This window comes from Bacillus sp. FSL E2-0195, from assembly GCF_038003645.1.
In the GTDB taxonomy this organism is placed as follows: Bacteria; Bacillota; Bacilli; order Bacillales; family Bacillaceae_G; genus Bacillus_A; species Bacillus_A mycoides.
This window is the reverse complement of the sequence record NZ_JBBOPN010000001.1, coordinates 515211-536912: the sequence shown is the minus strand read 5'-3', so window position 1 is coordinate 536912 and position 21702 is coordinate 515211. Positions and strand designations below refer to the sequence as shown.

Annotated in this window: 12 protein-coding genes, 17 tRNA genes and 2 rRNA genes; 1 reads left to right on the top strand and 30 read right to left on the bottom strand. The window is 37.1% G+C overall.

The window, feature by feature from the left end:
• Positions 1 to 100: 100 nt before the first annotated feature.
• The 12 genes from MHH59_RS02795 to MHH59_RS02740 form a co-directional block, all read right to left on the bottom strand.
• Positions 101 to 3028 (bottom strand): leucine-rich repeat domain-containing protein, encoded by a 2928-nt coding sequence (locus MHH59_RS02795; RefSeq protein ID WP_340850800.1) that lies wholly within the window; start codon positions 3026 to 3028, stop codon positions 101 to 103.
• A 128-nt stretch (positions 3029 to 3156) separates the two neighbouring features.
• Entirely contained in the window at positions 3157 to 4332 is a 1176-nt protein-coding gene (yhbH, locus tag MHH59_RS02790; protein WP_002010376.1) for a sporulation protein YhbH, read from the bottom strand.
• A 450-nt stretch (positions 4333 to 4782) separates the two neighbouring features.
• Positions 4783 to 6678 carry a PrkA family serine protein kinase gene (locus MHH59_RS02785; RefSeq protein ID WP_002125087.1) on the bottom strand — a complete coding sequence of 632 codons (1896 nt, stop codon included), beginning with the start codon at positions 6676 to 6678 and terminating at the stop codon, positions 4783 to 4785.
• 403 nt (positions 6679 to 7081) lie between these two features.
• Entirely contained in the window at positions 7082 to 9151 is a 2070-nt protein-coding gene (locus MHH59_RS02780) for a sensor domain-containing protein (RefSeq protein WP_201055474.1), read from the bottom strand.
• A gap of 124 nt (positions 9152 to 9275) precedes the next feature.
• Positions 9276 to 9764: a tRNA (uridine(34)/cytosine(34)/5-carboxymethylaminomethyluridine(34)-2'-O)-methyltransferase TrmL gene (trmL, locus tag MHH59_RS02775; protein WP_000538149.1), complete on the bottom strand. Its 489-nt coding sequence runs from the start codon at positions 9762 to 9764 to the stop codon at positions 9276 to 9278.
• A gap of 58 nt (positions 9765 to 9822) precedes the next feature.
• Positions 9823 to 10710, bottom strand: coding sequence for an amidase domain-containing protein (locus tag MHH59_RS02770; RefSeq protein WP_002029655.1), 888 nt, complete (start codon positions 10708 to 10710; stop codon positions 9823 to 9825).
• Positions 10711 to 10754: 44 nt separating this feature from the next.
• Positions 10755 to 11897 (bottom strand): tRNA epoxyqueuosine(34) reductase QueG, encoded by a 1143-nt coding sequence (gene queG / locus MHH59_RS02765; protein ID WP_201055465.1) that lies wholly within the window; start codon positions 11895 to 11897, stop codon positions 10755 to 10757.
• Positions 11898 to 12097: 200 nt separating this feature from the next.
• Positions 12098 to 12171: transfer RNA gene (locus tag MHH59_RS02760), tRNA-Gly, on the bottom strand.
• A gap of 115 nt (positions 12172 to 12286) precedes the next feature.
• Complete coding sequence (locus tag MHH59_RS02755; RefSeq protein ID WP_002091101.1) at positions 12287 to 12940, bottom strand: DsbA family protein; 654 nt, start codon at positions 12938 to 12940, stop codon at positions 12287 to 12289.
• Between the two features lie 186 nt (positions 12941 to 13126).
• Positions 13127 to 13903 (bottom strand): transglycosylase domain-containing protein, encoded by a 777-nt coding sequence (locus tag MHH59_RS02750; RefSeq protein ID WP_002091102.1) that lies wholly within the window; start codon positions 13901 to 13903, stop codon positions 13127 to 13129.
• 529 nt (positions 13904 to 14432) lie between these two features.
• The gene (locus MHH59_RS02745) at positions 14433 to 14894 is read right to left on the bottom strand and encodes an NUDIX hydrolase (protein ID WP_002010362.1); all 462 of its coding nucleotides are present in this window, start codon (positions 14892 to 14894) and stop codon (positions 14433 to 14435) included.
• Positions 14895 to 15044: 150 nt separating this feature from the next.
• A complete protein-coding gene (locus tag MHH59_RS02740) occupies positions 15045 to 15764 on the bottom strand; it encodes a YebC/PmpR family DNA-binding transcriptional regulator (protein ID WP_002113875.1) in 720 nt (239 codons plus the stop codon).
• A gap of 660 nt (positions 15765 to 16424) precedes the next feature.
• On the opposite strand from MHH59_RS02740, the gene MHH59_RS02735 reads away from it, so the two are divergent.
• The gene (locus MHH59_RS02735; protein ID WP_002169209.1) at positions 16425 to 16745 is read left to right on the top strand and encodes a DUF3884 family protein; all 321 of its coding nucleotides are present in this window, start codon (positions 16425 to 16427) and stop codon (positions 16743 to 16745) included.
• Between the two features lie 209 nt (positions 16746 to 16954).
• Here the strand turns inward: MHH59_RS02735 and MHH59_RS02730 are convergent.
• From MHH59_RS02730 to MHH59_RS02645, 18 genes are all read right to left on the bottom strand, one after another.
• Positions 16955 to 17036 (bottom strand) — tRNA-Leu (locus MHH59_RS02730).
• Positions 17037 to 17045: 9 nt separating this feature from the next.
• Positions 17046 to 17116 (bottom strand) — tRNA-Cys (locus MHH59_RS02725).
• Between the two features lie 14 nt (positions 17117 to 17130).
• Positions 17131 to 17205: transfer RNA gene (locus MHH59_RS02720), tRNA-Gly, on the bottom strand.
• 5 nt (positions 17206 to 17210) lie between these two features.
• Positions 17211 to 17285 (bottom strand) — tRNA-Gln (locus MHH59_RS02715).
• Between the two features lie 65 nt (positions 17286 to 17350).
• A tRNA-His gene (locus MHH59_RS02710) sits at positions 17351 to 17426 on the bottom strand.
• Between the two features lie 19 nt (positions 17427 to 17445).
• Positions 17446 to 17519: transfer RNA gene (locus MHH59_RS02705), tRNA-Trp, on the bottom strand.
• Between the two features lie 8 nt (positions 17520 to 17527).
• A tRNA-Tyr gene (locus MHH59_RS02700) sits at positions 17528 to 17611 on the bottom strand.
• A gap of 10 nt (positions 17612 to 17621) precedes the next feature.
• Positions 17622 to 17697 (bottom strand) — tRNA-Thr (locus MHH59_RS02695).
• Between the two features lie 14 nt (positions 17698 to 17711).
• Positions 17712 to 17787, bottom strand: a tRNA-Phe gene (locus MHH59_RS02690).
• Between the two features lie 9 nt (positions 17788 to 17796).
• A tRNA-Asp gene (locus MHH59_RS02685) sits at positions 17797 to 17872 on the bottom strand.
• A gap of 3 nt (positions 17873 to 17875) precedes the next feature.
• Positions 17876 to 17952: transfer RNA gene (locus MHH59_RS02680), tRNA-Met, on the bottom strand.
• 57 nt (positions 17953 to 18009) lie between these two features.
• Positions 18010 to 18086, bottom strand: a tRNA-Met gene (locus MHH59_RS02675).
• A gap of 24 nt (positions 18087 to 18110) precedes the next feature.
• Positions 18111 to 18186, bottom strand: a tRNA-Val gene (locus tag MHH59_RS02670).
• A 5-nt stretch (positions 18187 to 18191) separates the two neighbouring features.
• Positions 18192 to 18266 (bottom strand) — tRNA-Glu (locus MHH59_RS02665).
• 19 nt (positions 18267 to 18285) lie between these two features.
• Positions 18286 to 18377: transfer RNA gene (locus MHH59_RS02660), tRNA-Ser, on the bottom strand.
• Positions 18378 to 18379: 2 nt separating this feature from the next.
• Positions 18380 to 18454, bottom strand: a tRNA-Asn gene (locus MHH59_RS02655).
• An 8-nt stretch (positions 18455 to 18462) separates the two neighbouring features.
• Positions 18463 to 18578 (bottom strand): 5S ribosomal RNA (gene rrf / locus MHH59_RS02650).
• A gap of 100 nt (positions 18579 to 18678) precedes the next feature.
• Positions 18679 to 21600, bottom strand: a 23S ribosomal RNA gene (locus tag MHH59_RS02645).
• Positions 21601 to 21702 lie beyond the last annotated feature (102 nt).

Genomic DNA, 21702 nt, shown 5'->3' with positions numbered 1-21702 from the left:
AAGCCCTTATCATAAGCATATTTCAACATGAAATTGCTATAATAAGGGCTTCTCAAAAACTTATATAATCACTTTATATAATAATAAGATAAAACGTTATTCACTTCTTAAATAATCTCTTTCTAAATACAAACATACTTAATGCTGAAAGAACAAGTGCTAATCCAGAAAGTAAGGTCGGTGTGTTAGCTTGACCACCAGTTGCTGCTAAAGACTTCTGATTTTCCTCTTGCTTATTAGCATGTTGTTTATTTGAATCTTTTTCTTTCGCACTCTCTTGTCCTACCACTTTTACTGGACCAACTTGATTATTCCCTTTTGGCTCTTGATCCAATCCAGTTGCTGATTCTTTTACCTCTTCTTTTGTACCTGCAACTTCTTTCGCCGGCTCTTTTACTTCTTCTTTTGTTTCTTCAACTTCTTTTATCGGCTCTTTTACTTCTTCTTTTGTACCTGCAACTTCTTTCGCCGGTTCTTTCACTTCTTCTTTTGTACCTGCAACTTCTTTCGCCGGCTCTTTTACTTCTTCTTTTGTTTCTTCAACTTCTTTTACCGGCTCTTTTACTTCTTCTTTTATTTCTTCAATTTCTTTTACCGGCTCTTTTACTTCTTCTTTTGTTTCTTCAACTTCTTTTATCGGCTCTTTTACTTCTTCTTTTATTTCTTCAACTTCTTTTACCGGCTCTTTTACTTCTTCTTTTGTTTCTTCAATTTCTTTTACCGGCTCTTTTACTTCTTCTTTTTCAACTATATTCTGGATAACTGTTCCGTTAAAGCTTATACTAGTTTCATCCGAATCTAAATCAAATTTATATACCTTTTCACCTGGAGTACTCCATTTCATTACTCCGTTATTAAACGTTCCACCCTCACTTGTTAGTTTAATATTCTCAATAGTTTCTCCTTCTAAGTCATATACCGGAACTTGAATTTCTTCATTTACTTTCGCTTCATTTAAAATGATTTTTTGTCTTCCGGCATCAATTGAAAACCATTGACCTAATTGTATTAACGGCCTTACATCACGAATCTCATTTCCAGCTAATTTTAAACTGAGTAGGTCTAACATTGAGCCAAGAACTGATACATCTTTAATATGATTATCCGCAAGGTTTAACCACTGTAAATTTTCCAGTGAAGATAACGGCGTTATATCTTCAATTTTATTATGAGATACATTCACGTCTTTCAATTGTTTCAAGTTTGAAATGAACTCAATATTTTTCAACCCTACTCCTTCTAAAGTGAGATTTTCTAAGTTCGTCATGTATTCTAAACCAGTTAGATCTTTTATCTCTTTTCCTTTTTCTTTAAGTATCTCTAATGTTTTAATCTGTAATAAATCTTCTTTTGTTATAGGGGCATTTAGATTCTCTCTACCAAAATTCTTTTTATTAATATGTTGTTGTAAATTTTTATCAAGAATTACATTTTTACTTTCTGTTTGTTTTTCAACTATACTTTGTATAACCGTCCCATTAAATCTTATTTTACTTTCAGCAGGATTCGTATCTAGTTTAAATTCATATATTTTTTCTCCAGGACTATTCCATTTTATAAATCCGTTACTCAGCGTAGCCCCCTCACTTTTCAATTTAATATTTTGAAGTGGCTCTCCTTTAAAATTGTATACTGGAATTTTTATTTCTTCATCTACGCTTGCTTCATCTAAAAAGATTTTTTGTCTTTGAATATCTATTGAAGTTCGCTTACCCAATTCCTCAACAGACTTTATGTCAGAAATTTCATTCGCTCCAAGATTTATCTCATGTAAATTTGTTAAATTACTCAGTGGCGATATATCAGAGATATAATTCTCTTCTAAATTCAATACTTGTATTTTTACTAATTTAGATAATGATGATATATCTTTTATTTCACTATCAGCAATTTCTAGTTCAATAAGATTACTCATTTTACTAATAGGCTCAACATCACTAATTTTATTATTTCCTATCCATAATAGATTCACATTCTTTAACTTCTCAATACCCGAAAGATTACTAATTTGATTATTTGCTAAGTATACTTCTTCTAACGATAACACTGTAAATAATGGTGTAAGATCCTTTATATTATTACCAATTAAATCTAATATTTTAATCTTTTTCATTTGACTTAACGGTGTAAGATCTGCAATTTTGTTATCTCTTAAAAAGAGCATGTCAAGATTCTCTAGCTTAGAAACGGGTTGAATGCTTTCAATTGGATTAGAGGATAAATCTAAATATTTCAAATGTCTCAACCCCGAGATAACAGATATGTCTGTTACATTAGACTCTCTTAATGTCAACTTCTCTAAGTTTGTCATATATTCTAAACCAGCTATTTCATTTATCCCCTCACCTGAGTATATGGATAATGTTTTAATTTGTAATAAATCTTCCTTCGTTATAGGTTCATTTATATTTTTTCTCTCTAAGTTATATTTATTAATATGCATTTGCAATTGCTTATCTACTATTACATTTCCATCTTGTTGATCCACTGTATCCTCTTTATTTTCCTTTTGATCTTTTGGAACATTGTTTTCTAGATTTAACGCATTTACTTCAAACTGCACCTGGTACTTATTATCATAGGCCATTGTCGGAATATAAATATGCATTTGCATATTATATCTTTTTCCTAATTCTCCAACTTCAAATTGAATAACCTTCGTCCCATTTTTCTTTTTATCCTCTGATATGACTTTTACATCATGGAATACACCAGGAGTATCAATATCCTCTGTTTTCAAGTATTCGAAGAAATCACTATCACTTAACGTTGCCGTTACAATTTTCTTCCCATTCTCAATAGTTAATTTAGGATCTTTTATATAAACAGCTGCCATAGACTCTTCATTCGTTTTATCTTTATACGCTTTAATAACAGCATCATATGTACCATCTTCTAAAGCATGTCCAGTTTTGTTCGCCTCAATTGCTACAGCTGCTAAAGCAGGCGTTGAATACGTAGCAAATGGAAGTGATAACGCCGCAGCGATAATCATCGCATTTATATGTTTTCTTTTAGTTTTTTTCAACTTTACATCTCCTCCAAAATATATAAATCGAAATGTAATCATTTCTCGAATAAATGATAATGATTTTCATTATCATTGTCAACTAAAAAAATAAAAAGTTTACAAAAAAATAACCCCTTTACAAGGGGTTATGCCATTTTTTCTCCTGATTCTTCTTTAAAAAAGCTCTTCATCGCATGAAATACATCTGCTTTTTGCTTTAAAATATAATATCTGAAATTCTCGTCTTTAATATTTTTATATGCTGACATAAGCGTACTGTGGCGGTTGTACTGATTCACTTCCCCATACCCAAACATATTACATTTTTTCATCAACTCTTCCACAAGCTTTACGCATCTAGCATTATCCGAAGTTAAATTATCACCGTCTGAAAAATGGAATGGATAAATATTATAACGGTCTGGTGAATATTTATTATCGATTAACTCAAGTGCTTTTTTGTATACGGAAGAACAGATCGTTCCACCACTTTCCCCTTTTGAGAAAAACTCTTCTTCTGTGACGACCTTCGCTTCCGTATGGTGAGCAATAAACTCAATGTCTACGGTTTCATACTTTGTGCGTAAAAATCTTGTCATCCAGAAAAAGAAGCTACGTGCCATATACTTCTCCCATATCCCCATCGATCCACTCGTATCCATCATCGCTAATACAACAGCTTTTGAATCTGGCTTTAACACTTCATTCCAAGTACGGAACTTTAAATCTTCTTGGTGAATTGGATGGAAAGATGCTTTACCACGCATTGCATTTCGTTTATATGCAGATATCATCGTCCGTTTCTTATCAATATTTCCCCATAATCCTGTTTTTCTAATATCATTAAATTCAATATGTTCAATCCGGTTTTCATCCATTTCTTTTCTCTTTAAATTAGGCAGCTCTAACTCTTTGAAAAACGCTTGCTCCAATTCTAAAATTGAGACTTCTGCTTCATAATAATCTTCTCCAGCTGCATCTCCTGCCCCTTGCCCTTTTCCTGGTCCCTTCTGCTTTTGACCACCTGATCCATCTCTTGCAACAACATCACCAACTTTGCTGTCACCGTTTCCTTGCCCAACGTGTTTGTTTTTATCATAATTGTATCTAATCTTATATTCATCTAAAGAACGAATCGGTATTTTCACAACATCCTTGCCATTAGACATAACTATACTTTCTTCTGTTACAAGGTCTGGTAAATTATTTTTGATTGCCTCCTGCACTTTTTCTTGATGGCGTTGTTGGTCGTCATATCCTTTGCGATGGAGGGACCAGTTTTCCTGTGAAATCGTGTAATTTGGTTGGTTTTCTTCGCTCATTCCTTTCCCTCCTTACTGTAATTGTCTTCCCCTATGAACAGCAATCTATAATTTTGTTTTCTAGTGTGCGTAACTAGAATATTTGAAAAATAACTGTTCATCGAAAATCATCCCATAAACATATATAGCGTTTTTCATACAATACTCCGAGCATCCTAAACAAAATTTTGCCACTCACATAATTAAGAAAGAAACATTCAGCCGTTGATAAGAAAGAAACACAATGCATTGTTGCACACATTTTCGTTTTGCAACATATTGTATTGTGTTGGCTTTTTTGTATGAATGGTTGGTTACTCTATCATATGCATATTGTAAAAATAATTGACAAGAAATTCATAAAATCGCATCTTAATTTATTATATTCGGACAAGCTATGACATTTTTTACAAATATCAATAGATAACAAAACGCCGCCCCAAGAATAAGAGACAGCGTTTTGTTATCAAACTATCGATTTAACAAACTACCTACATATCGTAACAATTCATTCGCAGATGAAGAATTATAGCCATGCTCATCAATTAAGCGTGCAACAACATCATTGATTTTCTTAAGCTGATTTTCGTCTGGTGTTTTCGTTGATGTTGTAATTTTCACTATATCTTTTAAATCGGCAAATAATTTTTTCTGAATCGCTTCACGAAGACGTTCGTGTGAATTATAATCAAAGCGTTTCCCTTTACGTGCGTAAGCAGAAATGCGAATTAAAATTTCTTCACGGAATGCCTTTTTAGCATTTTCTGAAATTCCAATTTGCTCTTCAATCGAACGCATAAGTTTTTCATCTGGGCTCATTTCTTCACCAGTTAACGGATCACGTAATTTTGATTTATTGCAGTATGCTTCGACGTTATCTAAGTAATTATCCATAAGTGTCTTAGCTGATTCTTCGTATGAATAAACAAATGCTTTTTGTACTTCTTTCTTAGCAATTTCATCGTATTCTTTTCTCGCTAATGAGATGAAATTCATATAGCGCTCTCGGTCCTCACTACTAATTGACGGGTGCTGATCCAATCCGTCTTTTAACGATCTCAGTACATCTAGTGCATTAATAGATGGTACCTCTTTTCGAATAATTGTAGAAGAAATTCGGTTAATGACATAACGAGGGTCAATCCCCTTCATACCTTCATCTTGATATTCGCGTTGCAGTTCCTCTACATCAATCGTATTATATCCTTCTACCGTTTCTCCATCATATAAACGCATCTTTTTAATTAAATCAATATCTGGACGCTTCGGGTCTTTTAAACGAGTTAAAATAGTGAACATTGCTGCAACGCGAAGTGTATGCGGTGCAATATGAACATTGGACACATCACTTTCACGAATCATTTTTTCATAAATATGTTCTTCTTCACTAACCCGTAAATTATATGGAACCGGCATTACAATAATTCGTGAATGCAATGCTTCATTTTTCTTATTTGCTATGAAGGAACGATACTCTGTTTCATTTGTATGCGCTACAATTAATTCATCTGCTGAAATAAGCGCAAATCTTCCTGCTTTAAAATTCCCTTCTTGTGTAAGCGATAGTAAATGCCATAAAAATTTCTCATCACATTTTAACATCTCTTGGAATTCCATCATGCCGCGGTTCGCCTTATTTAATTCTCCATCAAATCGATATGCACGAGGATCTGATTCCGAACCGTATTCTGCAATTGTAGAAAAGTCTAGACTACCTGTTAAATCGGCAATATCTTGTGATTTTGGATCAGAAGGACTAAATGTACCAATTCCTGTACGGCGATCTTCAGAGAAGAAAATACGCTCTACAACTACATCCTCAATTCTTGCCCCATATTCTTGCTCTAGACGCATAACATTTAATGGTGATAAATTCCCTTCAATCCTTACTCCATATTCATCAAAGAAATCATTCCGTAAATGTTGCGGAATTAAATGAAGTGGATCTTCATGCATTGGGCATCCTTTTATTGCAAAAATCGCTCCACGATCTGTTCGTGAATATGTTTCTAATCCTCGTTTCAACATCGTAACTAATGTTGATTTCCCCCCACTAACAGGCCCCATTAATAACAAAATACGTTTCCTAACATCTAATCGTTTTGCAGATGGATGAAAATATTCTTCCACAAGGCGTTCTAAAGCATCCTCTAATCCAAATAGCTGATTACTAAAGAAGTTATATTTTCTTCTACCATCAACTTCTTCAATTCCAGCATCTTTTATCATATTGTAAATGCGAGAGTGTGCTGTTTGAGCCACCCATGGTCTTTCTTTCACAAGCTCCAAATACTCCGCAAACGTACCTTCCCATTGTAAACGTTCTTCTGCTTCCCGATATTGTTCAATTTTCTTTAGAATATCCATTATAGCTCCTCCCCCATCTCCTTGTTCAATCGGATTATTATAAAAGGTATGCTAGGATGTCCTTAAACATTCTTTAAATCAAAACGAAATATATAATAGCGCTATAAAATTCTCTCCAAAATTCAAAGAAAATTCTGTATAATAAAGGTATTAAAGTTTTCACGCTGCTATTCATTGTAAATAAATTCTTTTCTTCTGGGAACCTTACATACATTTCGATTCACAAATAGGATTCGTAAACCGAAAAAGTAAGGGGGAAATTAGTATGAAGTTATTATTAATTTTAGGTGTATCACTCACATTTCTTACAGCTATTTTTACATCTGGTTATAACGATAAGCCAGGTACACAAAAAAAGTGATGTGCTTTTCAGCACATCACTTTTTTTCTTGTTTTTTATACACTATTTAAAATAAATATTTTCCACATCGTATATTGATAAAGGGCGATTATAAAAATAACCTTGTACGATTTTCACATTCTTTTCCTTTAAGAACTGTATTTGTTCCGCCTTTTCTACTCCTTCTGCAATTACATTTAACCCTAGAGTATGTGCTAAATGAATAATTGCAGCCGTAATATTCGTATCTCTTTCATCTTTATATATACCTTCCATAAAAGAACGATCAATTTTTAACGTATCAATCGGATATGTTTTTAAATAACTTAAAGATGAATATCCCGTTCCAAAGTCATCTAAATGAATCTTTAAATTTTGTTCTTTTAACTGCAGTAACACTCTTTTTGATACATCTTTATGTATAAGAGCCCCTTCTGTAACTTCTATTGCTAATAAATGAGGGGGAACGTTGTACTTATTTAAAGCACGTGTAATCATCTCTATTAATGTAATAGAACGAAAATGTCTAGCTGAAATATTAACTGCAATTGGTACAACCTCATATCCTTTATTTAACCATTCACGTATCTGTTCACAAACTTGATGTACTACCCATTCATCAAGTTTAATAATAAACCCTGTTCTTTCAGCAAGTGGGATAAATTGATTTGGCGAGACAAAACCTAGCTCCTTATTCTCCCACCTTATTAAGGCTTCCATACTGGCCATCTTTCCCGTTTCAATATTAATTTGAGGTTGATAATAGAGGGAAAATTCATTTTTCTCTATAGCACGATGTAACTGATTTTCTATTATAAACCTTTGTTCACGTTCACAATCTAATCCACTACAATAAAAATGATAATACCCTTTTCCTTTTTCCTTTGCTTTTTCCAAAGCTGCGTCGACTCTTTGGAAAAGCATTTTTTCATCCATTCCATCTTCTGGGGCCATTACAATCCCAATTGATGCACTCAAATAAACATCCTCTTCTTCTATTACAAAATGCCCACTAATTTTTTTTAATATTGTTTGTGCAACTTCCTCTACGTATTCTCTCGTTATATTTTCTATTAACATAACAAATTGATCATCATGTTCTCTAAATAAATGCATATCTTCTATTTTTAGGTCTCGTAAGCATTCAGTAACTTTTTTTAAGACTTGATCCCCTTCTTTATGACCAAATGTATCATTAATAAGGTGAAATTCATCCAAATCTATAAAAACCAATGCGAATTCTTTATTCTCAGCTAAAAATTCATTTAGCTTATTTGTACATGATATTCTATTCATTAACCCCGTTAACTGATCAAAGTAAGCTAAATATTCTGTTTTCATCTCATTTAATACTTGCCTCGTAACATCCCTCGTAACAATGTACACCCCGACGATTTCACTATTCACAATAATGGGGATTGTCCTCACGGAAATATAAAGTTCATATCCTTCTTTATGAATATATTTCTTTGCAACAATTTGTTTTGCTCTTCCCTGTAAAGCATTTTTAAATATAATTTGAAAATTTTTTTCATATTCTTTATTTATAAACTGACAAATAAATTGGTCCTTTAACTCTTCATATCGATACCCAAAAATTTCATAAGTCGCTGGATTTGCATATGTAATTCTTCCAATAGAATCTACAGATATAATGGAATCATTATTATATTCTAGTAATGACTTAAATAACATTTGTTTTTCTTCTACTTCCACTTTTTTCTTAACCTGTGCTGTAATATCTCTAGTAATACAAATAATAAACTGACATGTTCCATTTACATCGCATACTGGATTAAGTGAAGATTCATAATGTATATCACCAGTTGGCAAACTAATTACATCACAAAATGTAATTGCTCTCGCTTCTCTCATTACTTTTGCATAGTGTCCTTGCAATAACCTTGCCGTATCTTCTGGTAATACTTCTGCAAAAGTTTTCCCATAACATTCTTTCCCTAGCCTGGCGTGATTCATTCCTATTTTATTCACATAAATATATTTAAAAGTTTCATCATCAATAACTTTCACAATAAACACTAAATCTTGAATAGCATGTAACAATCCCTGTCTTACTAAATCCATATCTATCATACTTAAAAAGGTATTTTGATTATTATATTGTTCCTTCATATTTATCTCAACCCGTCTTATCTATTTTTATTCATATATCTCATTCTATATGAATATGTACCTTTTTTAAAATGTATGATTACATATTTTTTTAAAAAATAAAAAAGCCGCCAAATGGCGACTTTTAATACACGATTTCTAAATCTAATCCTGGATAATTTTGTTGACGGAACGCTTCATAAATTAAAATTGCTGCTGTATTAGATAAATTTAATGAACGTACTTTATCCGTCATTGGAATACGTAAACAATGATCGAAGTTTTCTTCAATTACATTAGCTGGTAATCCATTTGTTTCTCTTCCAAATACGAAATAGTAATCCTTCTCACGTTTGCTATAATCAAATGCTGTATGAGCTTTCTCGCCATACTTTGTTAAATAAAAGAATTCACCATCTTTATTTTTTTCATAAAATTCTTCGATTGAATCATAATACGTAACTTTTACGTGCTGCCAATAATCTAATCCTGCACGCTTTAACATTTTGTCATCCGTTGAAAATCCAAGCGGTCTAATCAAATGTAATTCTGTTCCAGTTGCTGCACAAGTACGTGCAATATTTCCTGTATTTGCTGGAATTTCTGGTTGATATAAAACAACATGTACTCCCACGCGATATTCACCTCTATTTTTTATCTACTACGTATTATACCACTTGAACGAAAAATCTCTACCCATTAATAATATGAAAGAATTTATATTTCATTTGTGGTGTATATTTACTAGAATCTTCATAGTTCCAATAACGCCTGCGGCTATTCGCTGAATGTGCATTTACAAGCGGCATACCATCTGCGTCTTTTGCTACTACAATTGTCGTATGATTCCACCTACCATCATCCTCAAAATCATACGCAATTACATCGCCAAGAATAAGGTCTTCTGGCCTTTCTACTGCTTCTGCTCGAAGCCCTGTTGTAGCACCTGACAAATACCAATAAAAAGAGTGTGCTACAGCCCAGCTCCAACTCCACTGGTTTCCCCTTTGCCACCACCCTTTACGAATGTTAGGATGTCCATTCATCGGTACTTCTCCAGTGTGCAGACATTGTGAAATGAAATTTGTACAATTATCCGGAAAATTACGGTATGCAGAATTGCGATCATCCCACCAACGCTCTGCATATTTCACTGCCTCTAAACGATTATATTGATATGAACCGTATTTTTCTTTCGTGACTTCCCGTTCTAACGTTTCACCTATTCCTATTTCTTCTGACACTTCAAGAGCATAATCATCTATTATACAACTATTTTTTAAACAAACTCGTCGTTTTAATTGTTCCTCTTCGATATAAAATAATTCTTTATGCTTAATTAAATATTTCAAGTGTATTTGATAATCAATTTCTTGATGCTCATTACTATTTAATTGTCTAACGAAAGAAATATCTGCAGTTGCTTTCACTATATGTGCACTACGCTTTTGAAACAATTGTTTCTTTCTCTGTACCATTTGTAACAAATCTACTGCAATACCATCTACATCTGTTCGTTTCTCTGTTATATATGCTAAAAACTGTTGCACTTGCTTTTCAATATTCGCTTTTACAACCATTTCGTTTCCCTCCCATATTACAATATGAAAAAGGGAAATATTATCTACTCTTTTTTCTGTGCTAACAATTCAAGTCCACGATTCATTTCATGAAGAACCTCTTCATCTTTCTCACGTTCCATCGCTTTTTCAATCGCTTCTCCTACTCCATCTCCACCAATTTTCCCAAGTGCCCATGCTGCTGTACCTCGAAGTACTGGTCTTGGATCATCTTTCATAACACCGATTAAATCAGGAAGTGCTGCTGTTTCTTTGAAATGTGCAAGTGCTAAAATAGCATTTCGTTGCAATGGTTTTTTACCTCTCCATGAACCAGACATAATTCCATACTTCTCTTTAAAATCACGATTACTAATTGTTAAAAGTGGTGTTAATAACGGTTTAACTAACTCAGGGTCAGGCTCCATTTCAGGATGGTTATGAAAATCCATTCCTTTATTTTTCGGACAAACAGTCTGACACGTATCACATCCATATATACGGTTTCCTATTTTATCGCGATATTCTTCAGGCAGAAACCCTTTTGTCTGTGTTAAAAATGCAATACATTTCTTCGAGTCCAACTGCCCGCCTTGTACTAAAGCACCTGTAGGACAAATATCAATACATTTCGTACAACTTCCACATTGATCTTCTATTGGCCGATCAGGAGGGAATGGAACATTCGTAATCATTTCTCCTAAGTATACATACGAACCAAATTCCGGCGTAATAATAGCGCAGTTCTTACCACTCCATCCAATACCGGCACGCTCTGAAACAGCTCGATCACTTAGCTCCCCTGTATCAACCATTGATTTCACTTCTATATCCGGCAGCTTTTCGATTAAATACGCCTCTAACTTTTGCAAACGATCTCGTAGAACAAGGTGATAATCTTGGCCCCAAGAAGCACGGCAAAAAATCCCACGTCGTTCCCCTCGTTTACTTAATGGTGCATTTTTTAATTTTGAAGGGTATGCTAAAGCAATCGCAATAATTGATTTCGCACCAGGTAACAATAGCTGTGGATTCGTTCTCTTCTCTATATCAGGCTCTTCGAATCCAGACTGATAATTCAATTGTTGTTGCTGGATTAGACGCTGCTTTAATTCCTCAAATGGTGAAGCACTGGCAAAACCTATTTTATCTATACCAATCGTTTTACTATACGCAATTACATCTTGCTTTAATTGTTCAAAGTCCATTTTCAATCGCCTCCACCGATGAATCCATCCCTTATGTAACGACTATATTGGTTATCAATTCACTTTTGGAATAATATTCTTCACTTCTATTTTCGCATACAATTATGATTTTCAAACATTAAAAAACGCAATGCTTCGTTTATCTTAGAAACGAAACACTGCGTTGATCACAATTTATTAGAAAAACATTAAATAAAATTTGGAGCGGGTGAAGAGAATCGAACTCTCGACCAGAGCTTGGAAGGCTCTTGTTTTACCACTAAACTACACCCGCAAATATGAAAAAAATATAAGATATTGAAATAACTTATGTAAAGTAGTATAGCATGTAAAAAAAATCGAAGCAAGAAATTTATCGAAAAAAGTCGAAAAAGTGATGAGATACCTCATCACTTTTTCAATTCTTTATCAATCGCCTTCTTCATACTATCGAAATCAGGGTTTGCAAGATTCCCATTTATATATACTGAAGGAGCACCTTGAACTTTTAATTTTTGAGCACGATCTGAATCTTTACGTACTTTGTCTTTCATTTCTTTACTGTGTAAATCTTTTTTAAACTGTTCTACATTAATTTTCGGAAGCTTTTCTTTCACAATATTAAGAAGTAATTCTTCTGTAATCCATTCTTCCGTATCTTTCTTTTGATTTTGATAAATCTCATCATAGAAAATCCAGAATGAATCTTGATCTTGTTTATAAATTGCTTCACCGGCAGCTGCACCTAAATCAGAGTCTTTTCCGATAAACGGGAAGTTAATAAAATATAACTGCACTTTACCTTTATCAATATACTCTTCTTTTAATCGTGGTAATACTGTTACATCCCAAGTACGACAAGCTGGACATTTAAAGTCTCCAAATTCAACTACCTTAACTGGAGCATCATCTTTCCCTAAAGATTGTTGCGTAGAATAAGCAAACATCTCATTCCCTTTATCTTTCTTGTCATTTATGATGCTATACACAATCGTCCCGATTACAATCAATACTGCGATAGAAAAAACTATACCAAGAGCCATGAGTTTGTTTGATGATTTCATATACATTCCTCTTTAATTTCATATTCTGTATACATCATTGTACACAATACACATAATATCAATACTTACATAGGTCACGCAATGAACACGCTCACATAAATTACAAAAATACAACGTTTGTGACAATATTGTGTCGCCTTTTGTCACAAATTATTAAAAAAAGAAGCTCCTATGTAGGAACTTCTTTTAACTTACTGCTTTTTCACGGGCATTTTTTAACATGGATTGCTCTGTTTTTATATCATGGCGAATTACTAATTTCTCACTAACTGCTTGCACATATTCATCATGATTTATATACCCTTCTTTCTCCATTAGCCTTAAAACTACATTCCGTCTCTCAACTGCTTTATCATAATTTTGTGCAGGTGAGTAATAAGCCGGTGCTTTTACTATAGCAGCCATCATTGCACTTTCAGCCAGTGTTAATTGATCCACTTTTTTACCGAAGTAAAGGTTTGCTGCTTTTTCAATCCCCCATGCGCCTTCTCCGTAGTAAATATTACTTACATACAATTTTAATATCTCATCCTTTGTGAATGTACGTTCAATCTTTTTCGTATAAAAAATTTCTTTCCACTTACGGGAAAATGTACGTTCATTAGATAAGAAAGCATTTTTAGATAACTGCTGTGTAATCGTGCTTCCTCCTTGCACAACACCACCAGCTTTTATATTTTCAATAGACGCCCTGATAATCGCTATATAGTCTAAACCGTTATGATGATAAAACCTTTTATCTTCCGTCGCAATAAATGCGTGTGTTAATGATTCTGGCACCTCTAACTTAGCGGGTACATGTAATTTACTAATATCACTTCGCTCAATCATTACATTTCCAACGAATAATAATGCAAAACTTAACAATAATAATAATATAATGGCTTTATAAAGAAATTTAGTTAATGGATTTAATGCAACTTTTTGATGATAATTCACTCTAGATAATACTCGTTCTTTCATCTCGAACACCTCTTTTCCACACAGCATATAACTCTTAATTTAAGAATACCTTGTTATAAAAGAATATCCCATCGATTTCTCTTACACCTACCTTACAACATTGTAAGGTGTAAAAATGTATTGTATCACAGTCCCTTTTTATCTACTATTCATATGAAATGTTGAATATACATTTATTTATCACACTATTTATAGGAAGTAGGACTCTCCTTAATTTCACTTTATTCTTTTATTATATCAGTTTATACATTTATACTTTTAAACATCTAGCAATCTAATTATATACGATATATCACTATTATACAGAACGAACGTTCTGTAAATCAATACTAGCTTTCGGATTATCTCGCTATTTGTGTGCAGTAAGAATTCTCCCTCAAAACTTGGCTAAAGCTAGGAAATTAGGTGGTAGTCCTGATTCCTCCACCAATTATTAGCCTACACTTTATTATTGTGACCTTTTTCTGAAACAGTATACATAAAGAAAAGGTTAGCAATTTGAGCTGTCCTCAAATAACTAACCTTTTCTTTACAACCTTCCTATAAGATTATATGGCTGAACTTCCCATGTTTCGTATGGAATAAAATGCATTGCTTTCATCGCATCAAGTGTCCTTGATTTCATATGAGGACGCGTTATATACTCATCAATGTTCTCTTCGTTTAAAGCAACAAATTTAGCCTCTTGTATTTCTTCAGATTGAATTTTTATTTCACCACTAACATATGCTACTTTAAAAACAACAGCTACAATATGCATAGAAGCATTATAATAAATCCCTGTAACTCCGATAGGCTTCACAGTTAATCCTGTTTCCTCCATTATTTCTCTGCAAACAGCTTGATCGAGCGCTTCCCCTTCTTCTACCTGTCCTCCAGGCATTTCCCACGTATCTGCTCGCCAGTGCACTTTCGTTAAAAGCACCTCATTCTTTTCATTTGTTAAATAACCTGCTACGGCAACAATATGCTTTGGTGTTTTATGCTCCACAGAAATACCTCCTAGAAATATGATTATTTAAAATACAAACCTATAACCATATTCCCTAGCAGCTACAAAATACCTTTAATACTTTACCACCTTAATTAACTCCATAAAAAAAGACCCTATCCGTTAAAGGAAAGGGTCTTCTGTCTTATATTATTCCCCTAAGTCTACGTTGTGGTAAACTTGCTGTACATCTTCTAAATCTTCTAATGCATCAACCATTTTTTCAAATTGTACTTGAGCATCTTCAGGAAGTTCTACATCACTTTGTGCAAGCATTGTTAATTCTGCAACTGTAAATTCTTCAACACCAGCACCTTTAAGTGCAGATTGTACTGAATGGAACTGATCAGGTTCAGCATAAACGATAACAGAATCTTCTTCTTCTAGAATGTCACGTGCATCTACATCTGCTTCCATTAAGATTTCAAGAACTTCATCTGATGTTTTACCTTCAAGACCTATAACAGCTGTCGCATCAAACATGTAAGCGACAGAACCGTTTACACCCATGTTACCACTGTTTTTGCTAAATGCAGCACGTACATCTGCTGCAGTACGGTTTACGTTATTTGTCAGTGTATCTACAATTACCATAGATCCGTTTGGTCCAAAGCCTTCATAACGAAGCTCGTCATAGTTTTCTTCTGAACCGCCTTTTGCCTTTTCAATCGCACGGTCAATAATTGTTCTTGGCACGTTGTATGTTTTCGCACGTTCTAATACAACTCTTAACGTTTGGTTTGATTCTGGATCTGGCTCGCCTTGTTTTGCTGCCACATAAATTTCACGTCCAAATTTCGCGTATATACGGCTTGTATTTGCATCTTTTGATGCTTTTTTTTCTTTAATATTGTTCCATTTACGGCCCATACTTTCCACTCTCTTTCCCATTTTAAATCTACATAAAAATATTAATATGAAATATAATGTGTATTCAACACATTTTTAAAAGAAATATAAAAAGTTCATTTTTGATTCATATTACAGACATAATATAAATCACTATCATTTTGTTCTTTCGACAAGTTATATTATACATGAATTCCTAAGTTTATTACGAATTTTAGAATCACATAGCATAATTTAACAAAAAAAACCCTAACATTTCTGTTAGGGTCTTTTTAGGTGACATTTATATAGAGTGCTACCCTTAAAATCCTTTATTTTAAAGCATTTTAAAAATTTTGAGCTTCTTTAAACATGATAAATTAAAATGAAACGGGCCAAAATGGAATCATATTAAATAACTGACACCTTTTACTTTCATTTCTCTCCCTTGATTAAATTTATCATATTTCATTTATTACTGTGATGATTTATTTTATTATTTCTCGCTAAACAATAAGAAACAGGGCAAAGCTGCCATGTCCTTTTAAAGATTTGTTATGTAGTATGTTATGAACTATTCATTATCAAACTAAAGTTATTCCTTTTCATTCCTCTACTAATCCCATAATATTTCCTTAATTACTTTCTATTGCTGTATAATTAAAATAGGAAAAAATTTGAAGAAAAGATGGAGGGAGAATTATGACACATTCAAATGAGAAAAAATCACATGGTTTTAAAGGAATAGGAGAGAAGTTAAACCCAACTATCTATCAAGTGAGATTCATAAAATTGGATGGTCCAATTCAATTTGATTCGTTCCCTAAATTAAAGGAATTAGGGGACTGGATGAGTACTTCAACGCAAATATGGTCGTGTCACTCAACTATGTACAAGTACAACAGAGAAGAGTTTGAAAAGAAGTTTTTCGAAATTACGAAATTACCAGCTGATAATGTGGTAATTTCAACTGGTGGTATCGGATTTAACTTCATGTCACCAGGGTGGAGAGATTCTCTCTAGAGTGCTCGAAAAAATTCTTGTATATGTAATATTCTACTGAAATTTTATCCTTTTAATACTTCATAGTTTCTTCCAACTGTATCTAAAGTTCGTCACTTACTCACCGCACACTACCCCAACGCACTATTAGTGCTTATTTTGTAGTGTAAAAAAAACACAAAAAAACTCTACACAATTAGTGTAGAGCCTTGATGTTACGCCGTTCGTGATACCGATGGTCGGGGTCGAACCGACACTCCCGAAGGAACACGATTTTGAGTCGTGCGCGTCTGCCAATTCCGCCACATCGGCATAAAAGAAAGGCGGCAACCGGATTTGAACCGGTGGTAAAGGTTTTGCAGACCTCTGCCTTACCACTTGGCTATGCCGCCATATGAAGTTAAAGTGGAGCGGAAGACGGGATTCGAACCCGCGACCCCAACCTTGGCAAGGTTGTATTCTACCACTGAACTACTTCCGCAAAAATGGCTGGGCTAGCTGGATTCGAACCAGCGCATGACGGAGTCAAAGTCCGTTGCCTTACCGCTTGGCTATAGCCCACCGAAGTTTTACTTAATTATATGTAAGTATCCATTAATTTATTTGTAATTTTTAAAAAATAAAAATGGGGCGACTGATGGGAATTGAACCCACGAATGCCGGAGCCACAATCCGGTGCGTTAACCACTTCGCCACAACCGCCATGTTGTGTTTATATATTTGGCAGGGGCAGTAGGAATTGAACCCACACTGGAGGTTTTGGAGACCTCAGTTCTACCTTTAAACTATGCCCCTATGTAAAATGGTGGAGGGGGGCAGATTCGAACTGCCGAACCCGAAGGAGCGGATTTACAGTCCGCCGCGTTTAGCCACTTCGCTACCCCTCCGAAACTTACATGGTGCCGGCTAGAGGACTTGAACCCCCAACCTACTGATTACAAGTCAGTTGCTCTACCAATTGAGCTAAGCCGGCATATTTTATTAAAATGGTGGCTCGGGACGGAATCGAACCGCCGACACGAGGATTTTCAGTCCTCTGCTCTACCGACTGAGCTACCGAGCCTTATTAAAATGGCGGTCCCGACCGGGGTCGAACCGGCGATCTCCTGCGTGACAGGCAGGCATGTTAACCACTACACCACGGGACCATTTGGTTGCGGGGACAGGATTTGAACCTGCGACCTTCGGGTTATGAGCCCGACGAGCTACCGTACTGCTCCACCCCGCGATAATATTATTTATATAATTATATGATAAGTGTTAGCAACTACATTACGAGAATGTTTGGTTGCGGGGACAGGATTTGAACCTGCGACCTTCGGGTTATGAGCCCGACGAGCTACCGTACTGCTCCACCCCGCGACAATATTATTCATATAATTTATATGGTGGAGGATGACGGGATCGAACCGCCGACCCCCTGCTTGTAAGGCAGGTGCTCTCCCAGCTGAGCTAATCCTCCAAAAGTGGTGACCCGTACGGGATTCGAACCCGTGTTACCGCCGTGAAAGGGCGGTGTCTTAACCACTTGACCAACGGGCCAAATATTATAAATTCCTTATGGCGGAGAGCAAGGGATTCGAACCCTTGATACGCTTGTGACGTATACACGATTTCCAATCGTGCTCCTTCGGCCAACTCGGACAGCTCTCCAATGGCTCCGCAGGTAGGAATCGAACCTACGACCGATCGGTTAACAGCCGATAGCTCTACCGCTGAGCTACTGCGGAATAATATTGCCTGGCAACGTCCTACTCTCACAGGGACAAGGTCCCAACTACCATCGGCGCTAGAGAGCTTAACTTCCGTGTTCGGTATGGGAACGGGTGTGACCTCTCTGCCATCATTACCAGACATTATTCTTTTGAGACAATCATTATTATAACTTATTCACCCTGAAAGTCAATAAGTTTTTTATATTCTCTCAAAACTAGATAACGTTGCTTCATATTATATGGTTAAGTCCTCGATCTATTAGTATTCGTCAGCTCCACATGTCACCATGCTTCCACCTCGAACCTATCAACCTGATCATCTTTCAGGGATCTTACTAGCTTACGCTATGGGAAATCTCATCTTGAGGGGGGCTTCATGCTTAGATGCTTTCAGCACTTATCCCTTCCGCACATAGCTACCCAGCTATGCCCTTGGCAGAACAACTGGTACACCAGCGGTGCGTCCATCCCGGTCCTCTCGTACTAAGGACAGCTCCTCTCAAATTTCCTGCGCCCACGACGGATAGGGACCGAACTGTCTCACGACGTTCTGAACCCAGCTCGCGTACCGCTTTAATGGGCGAACAGCCCAACCCTTGGGACCGACTACAGCCCCAGGATGCGATGAGCCGACATCGAGGTGCCAAACCTCCCCGTCGATGTGGACTCTTGGGGGAGATAAGCCTGTTATCCCCGGGGTAGCTTTTATCCGTTGAGCGATGGCCCTTCCATGCGGAACCACCGGATCACTAAGCCCGACTTTCGTCCCTGCTCGACTTGTAGGTCTCGCAGTCAAGCTCCCTTATGCCTTTGCACTCTACGAATGATTTCCAACCATTCTGAGGGAACCTTTGGGCGCCTCCGTTACACTTTAGGAGGCGACCGCCCCAGTCAAACTGCCCACCTGACACTGTCTCCCGGGTCGATAAGACCCGTAGGTTAGAATTTCAATACAGTCAGGGCGGTATCCCACCAGCGCCTCCACCGAAGCTAGCGCTCCGGTTTCAATGGCTCCCGCCTATCCTGTACAAACTGTACCAAAATTCAATATCAGGCTACAGTAAAGCTCCACGGGGTCTTTCCGTCCTGTCGCGGGTAACCTGCATCTTCACAGGTACTATAATTTCACCGAGTCTCTGGTTGAGACAGTGCCCAAATCGTTACACCTTTCGTGCGGGTCGGAACTTACCCGACAAGGAATTTCGCTACCTTAGGACCGTTATAGTTACGGCCGCCGTTTACTGGGGCTTCAGTTCAGAGCTTCGCTTACGCTAACCCCTCTCCTTAACCTTCCAGCACCGGGCAGGTGTCAGCCCCTATACTTCGCCTTACGGCTTCGCAGAGACCTGTGTTTTTGCTAAACAGTCGCTTGGGCCTATTCACTGCGGCTTTCCGTTAAGAAAGCACCCCTTCTCCCGAAGTTACGGGGTCATTTTGCCGAGTTCCTTAACCAGAGTTCTCTCGCACACCTTAGGATTCTCTCCTCGCCTACCTGTGTCGGTTTGCGGTACAGGCACCTTTTATCTCGCTAGAAGCTTTTCTTGGCAGCGGGGAATCAAAGACTTCGCTCCATAAGGAGCTTCCCCATCACAGCTCAGCCTTCACGATAAGCGGATTTGCCTACTTATCAGCCTAACTGCTTGGACGTGCACAACCAATCGCACGCTTCTTCTATCCTTCTGCGTCCCTCCATTGCTCAAACGATAAAGAGGTGGTACAGGAATATCAACCTGTTGTCCATCGCCTACGCCTGTCGGCCTCGGCTTAGGTCCTGACTAACCCTGAGCGGACGAGCCTTCCTCAGGAAACCTTAGGCATTCGGTGGACGGGATTCTCACCCGTCTTTCGCTACTCATACCGGCATTCTCACTTCTAAGCGCTCCACCAGTCCTTCCGGTCTGACTTCACTGCACTTAGAACGCTCCCCTACCACTGATACCATTGGTATCAATTCGCAGCTTCGGTGGTGTATTTAGCCCCGGTACATTTTCGGCGCAGAGTCACTCGACTAGTGAGCTATTACGCACTCTTTAAATGGTGGCTGCTTCTGAGCCAACATCCTAGTTGTCTAAGCAACTCCACATCCTTTTCCACTTAATACACACTTTGGGACCTTAGCTGGCGATCTGGGCTGTTTCCCTCTTGACTACGGATCTTATCACTCGCAGTCTGACTCCTAAGGATAAGTCATTGGCATTCGGAGTTTGACTGAATTCGGTAATCCGATGAGGACCCCTAGTTCAATCAGTGCTCTACCTCCAAGACTCTTACACTTAAGGCTAGCCCTAAAGCTATTTCGGGGAGAACCAGCTATCTCCAGGTTCGATTGGAATTTCTCCGCTACCCACACCTCATCCCCGCACTTTTCAACGTGCGTGGGTTCGGGCCTCCATTCAGTGTTACCTGAACTTCACCCTGGACATGGGTAGATCACCTGGTTTCGGGTCTACGACCACGTACTAAACGCCCTATTCAGACTCGCTTTCGCTGCGGCTCCGCCTCTTCAGCTTAACCTCGCACGGGATCGTAACTCGCCGGTTCATTCTACAAAAGGCACGCCATCACCCATTAACGGGCTCTGACTATTTGTAGGCACACGGTTTCAGGATCTCTTTCACTCCCCTTCCGGGGTGCTTTTCACCTTTCCCTCACGGTACTGGTTCACTATCGATCACTAGGGAGTATTTAGCCTTGGGAGATGGTCCTCCCAGATTCCGACGGAATTTCACGTGTTCCGCCGTACTCAGGATACATTCAAGAGAGAACGAAGTTTCGACTACGGGGTTATTACCCTCTGTGACGGACCTTTCCAGGTCGCTTCGTCTACCTCGTTCCTTTGTAACTCCGTATAGAATGTCCTACAACCCCAAGAGGCAAGCCTCTTGGTTTGGGCTAGATTCCGTTTCGCTCGCCGCTACTCAGGAAATCGCATTTGCTTTCTCTTCCTCCAGGTACTTAGATGTTTCAGTTCCCTGGGTCTGTCTTCCATACCCTATGTATTCAGGTAAGGATACCATACCATTACGTATAGTGGGTTTCCCCATTCGGAAATCTTCGGATCAAAGCTTACTTACAGCTCCCCGAAGCATATCGGCGTTAGTCCCGTCCTTCATCGACTCCTAGTGTCAAGGCATCCACCGTGCGCCCTTTCTAACTTAACCAAACTAAAATTAAAAAAATATGAGCTACACTGTTATCTAGTTTTCAAAGAACATACATTTAAACTTGAGAGATAGTTCTCTCAAAACTGAACGAAACAAAAC

Excerpts from the sequence above, each read along its gene's own strand:
- MHH59_RS02750 (WP_002091102.1), bottom strand. The coding sequence starts at position 13,903 with ATGAAAGAACGAGTATTATCTAGAGTGAATTATCATCAAAAAGTTGCA.
- MHH59_RS02755 (WP_002091101.1), bottom strand. The coding sequence starts at position 12,940 with ATGAAATCATCAAACAAACTCATGGCTCTTGGTATAGTTTTTTCTATC.
- MHH59_RS02780 (WP_201055474.1), bottom strand. The coding sequence starts at position 9,151 with ATGAAGGAACAATATAATAATCAAAATACCTTTTTAAGTATGATAGAT.
- queG (WP_201055465.1), bottom strand. The coding sequence starts at position 11,897 with ATGGACTTTGAACAATTAAAGCAAGATGTAATTGCGTATAGTAAAACG.
- MHH59_RS02785 (WP_002125087.1), bottom strand. The coding sequence starts at position 6,678 with ATGGATATTCTAAAGAAAATTGAACAATATCGGGAAGCAGAAGAACGT.
- yhbH (WP_002010376.1), bottom strand. The coding sequence starts at position 4,332 with ATGAGCGAAGAAAACCAACCAAATTACACGATTTCACAGGAAAACTGG.
- MHH59_RS02735 (WP_002169209.1), top strand. The coding sequence starts at position 16,425 with ATGACACATTCAAATGAGAAAAAATCACATGGTTTTAAAGGAATAGGA.
- MHH59_RS02770 (WP_002029655.1), bottom strand. The coding sequence starts at position 10,710 with ATGGTTGTAAAAGCGAATATTGAAAAGCAAGTGCAACAGTTTTTAGCA.
- MHH59_RS02740 (WP_002113875.1), bottom strand. The coding sequence starts at position 15,764 with ATGGGCCGTAAATGGAACAATATTAAAGAAAAAAAAGCATCAAAAGAT.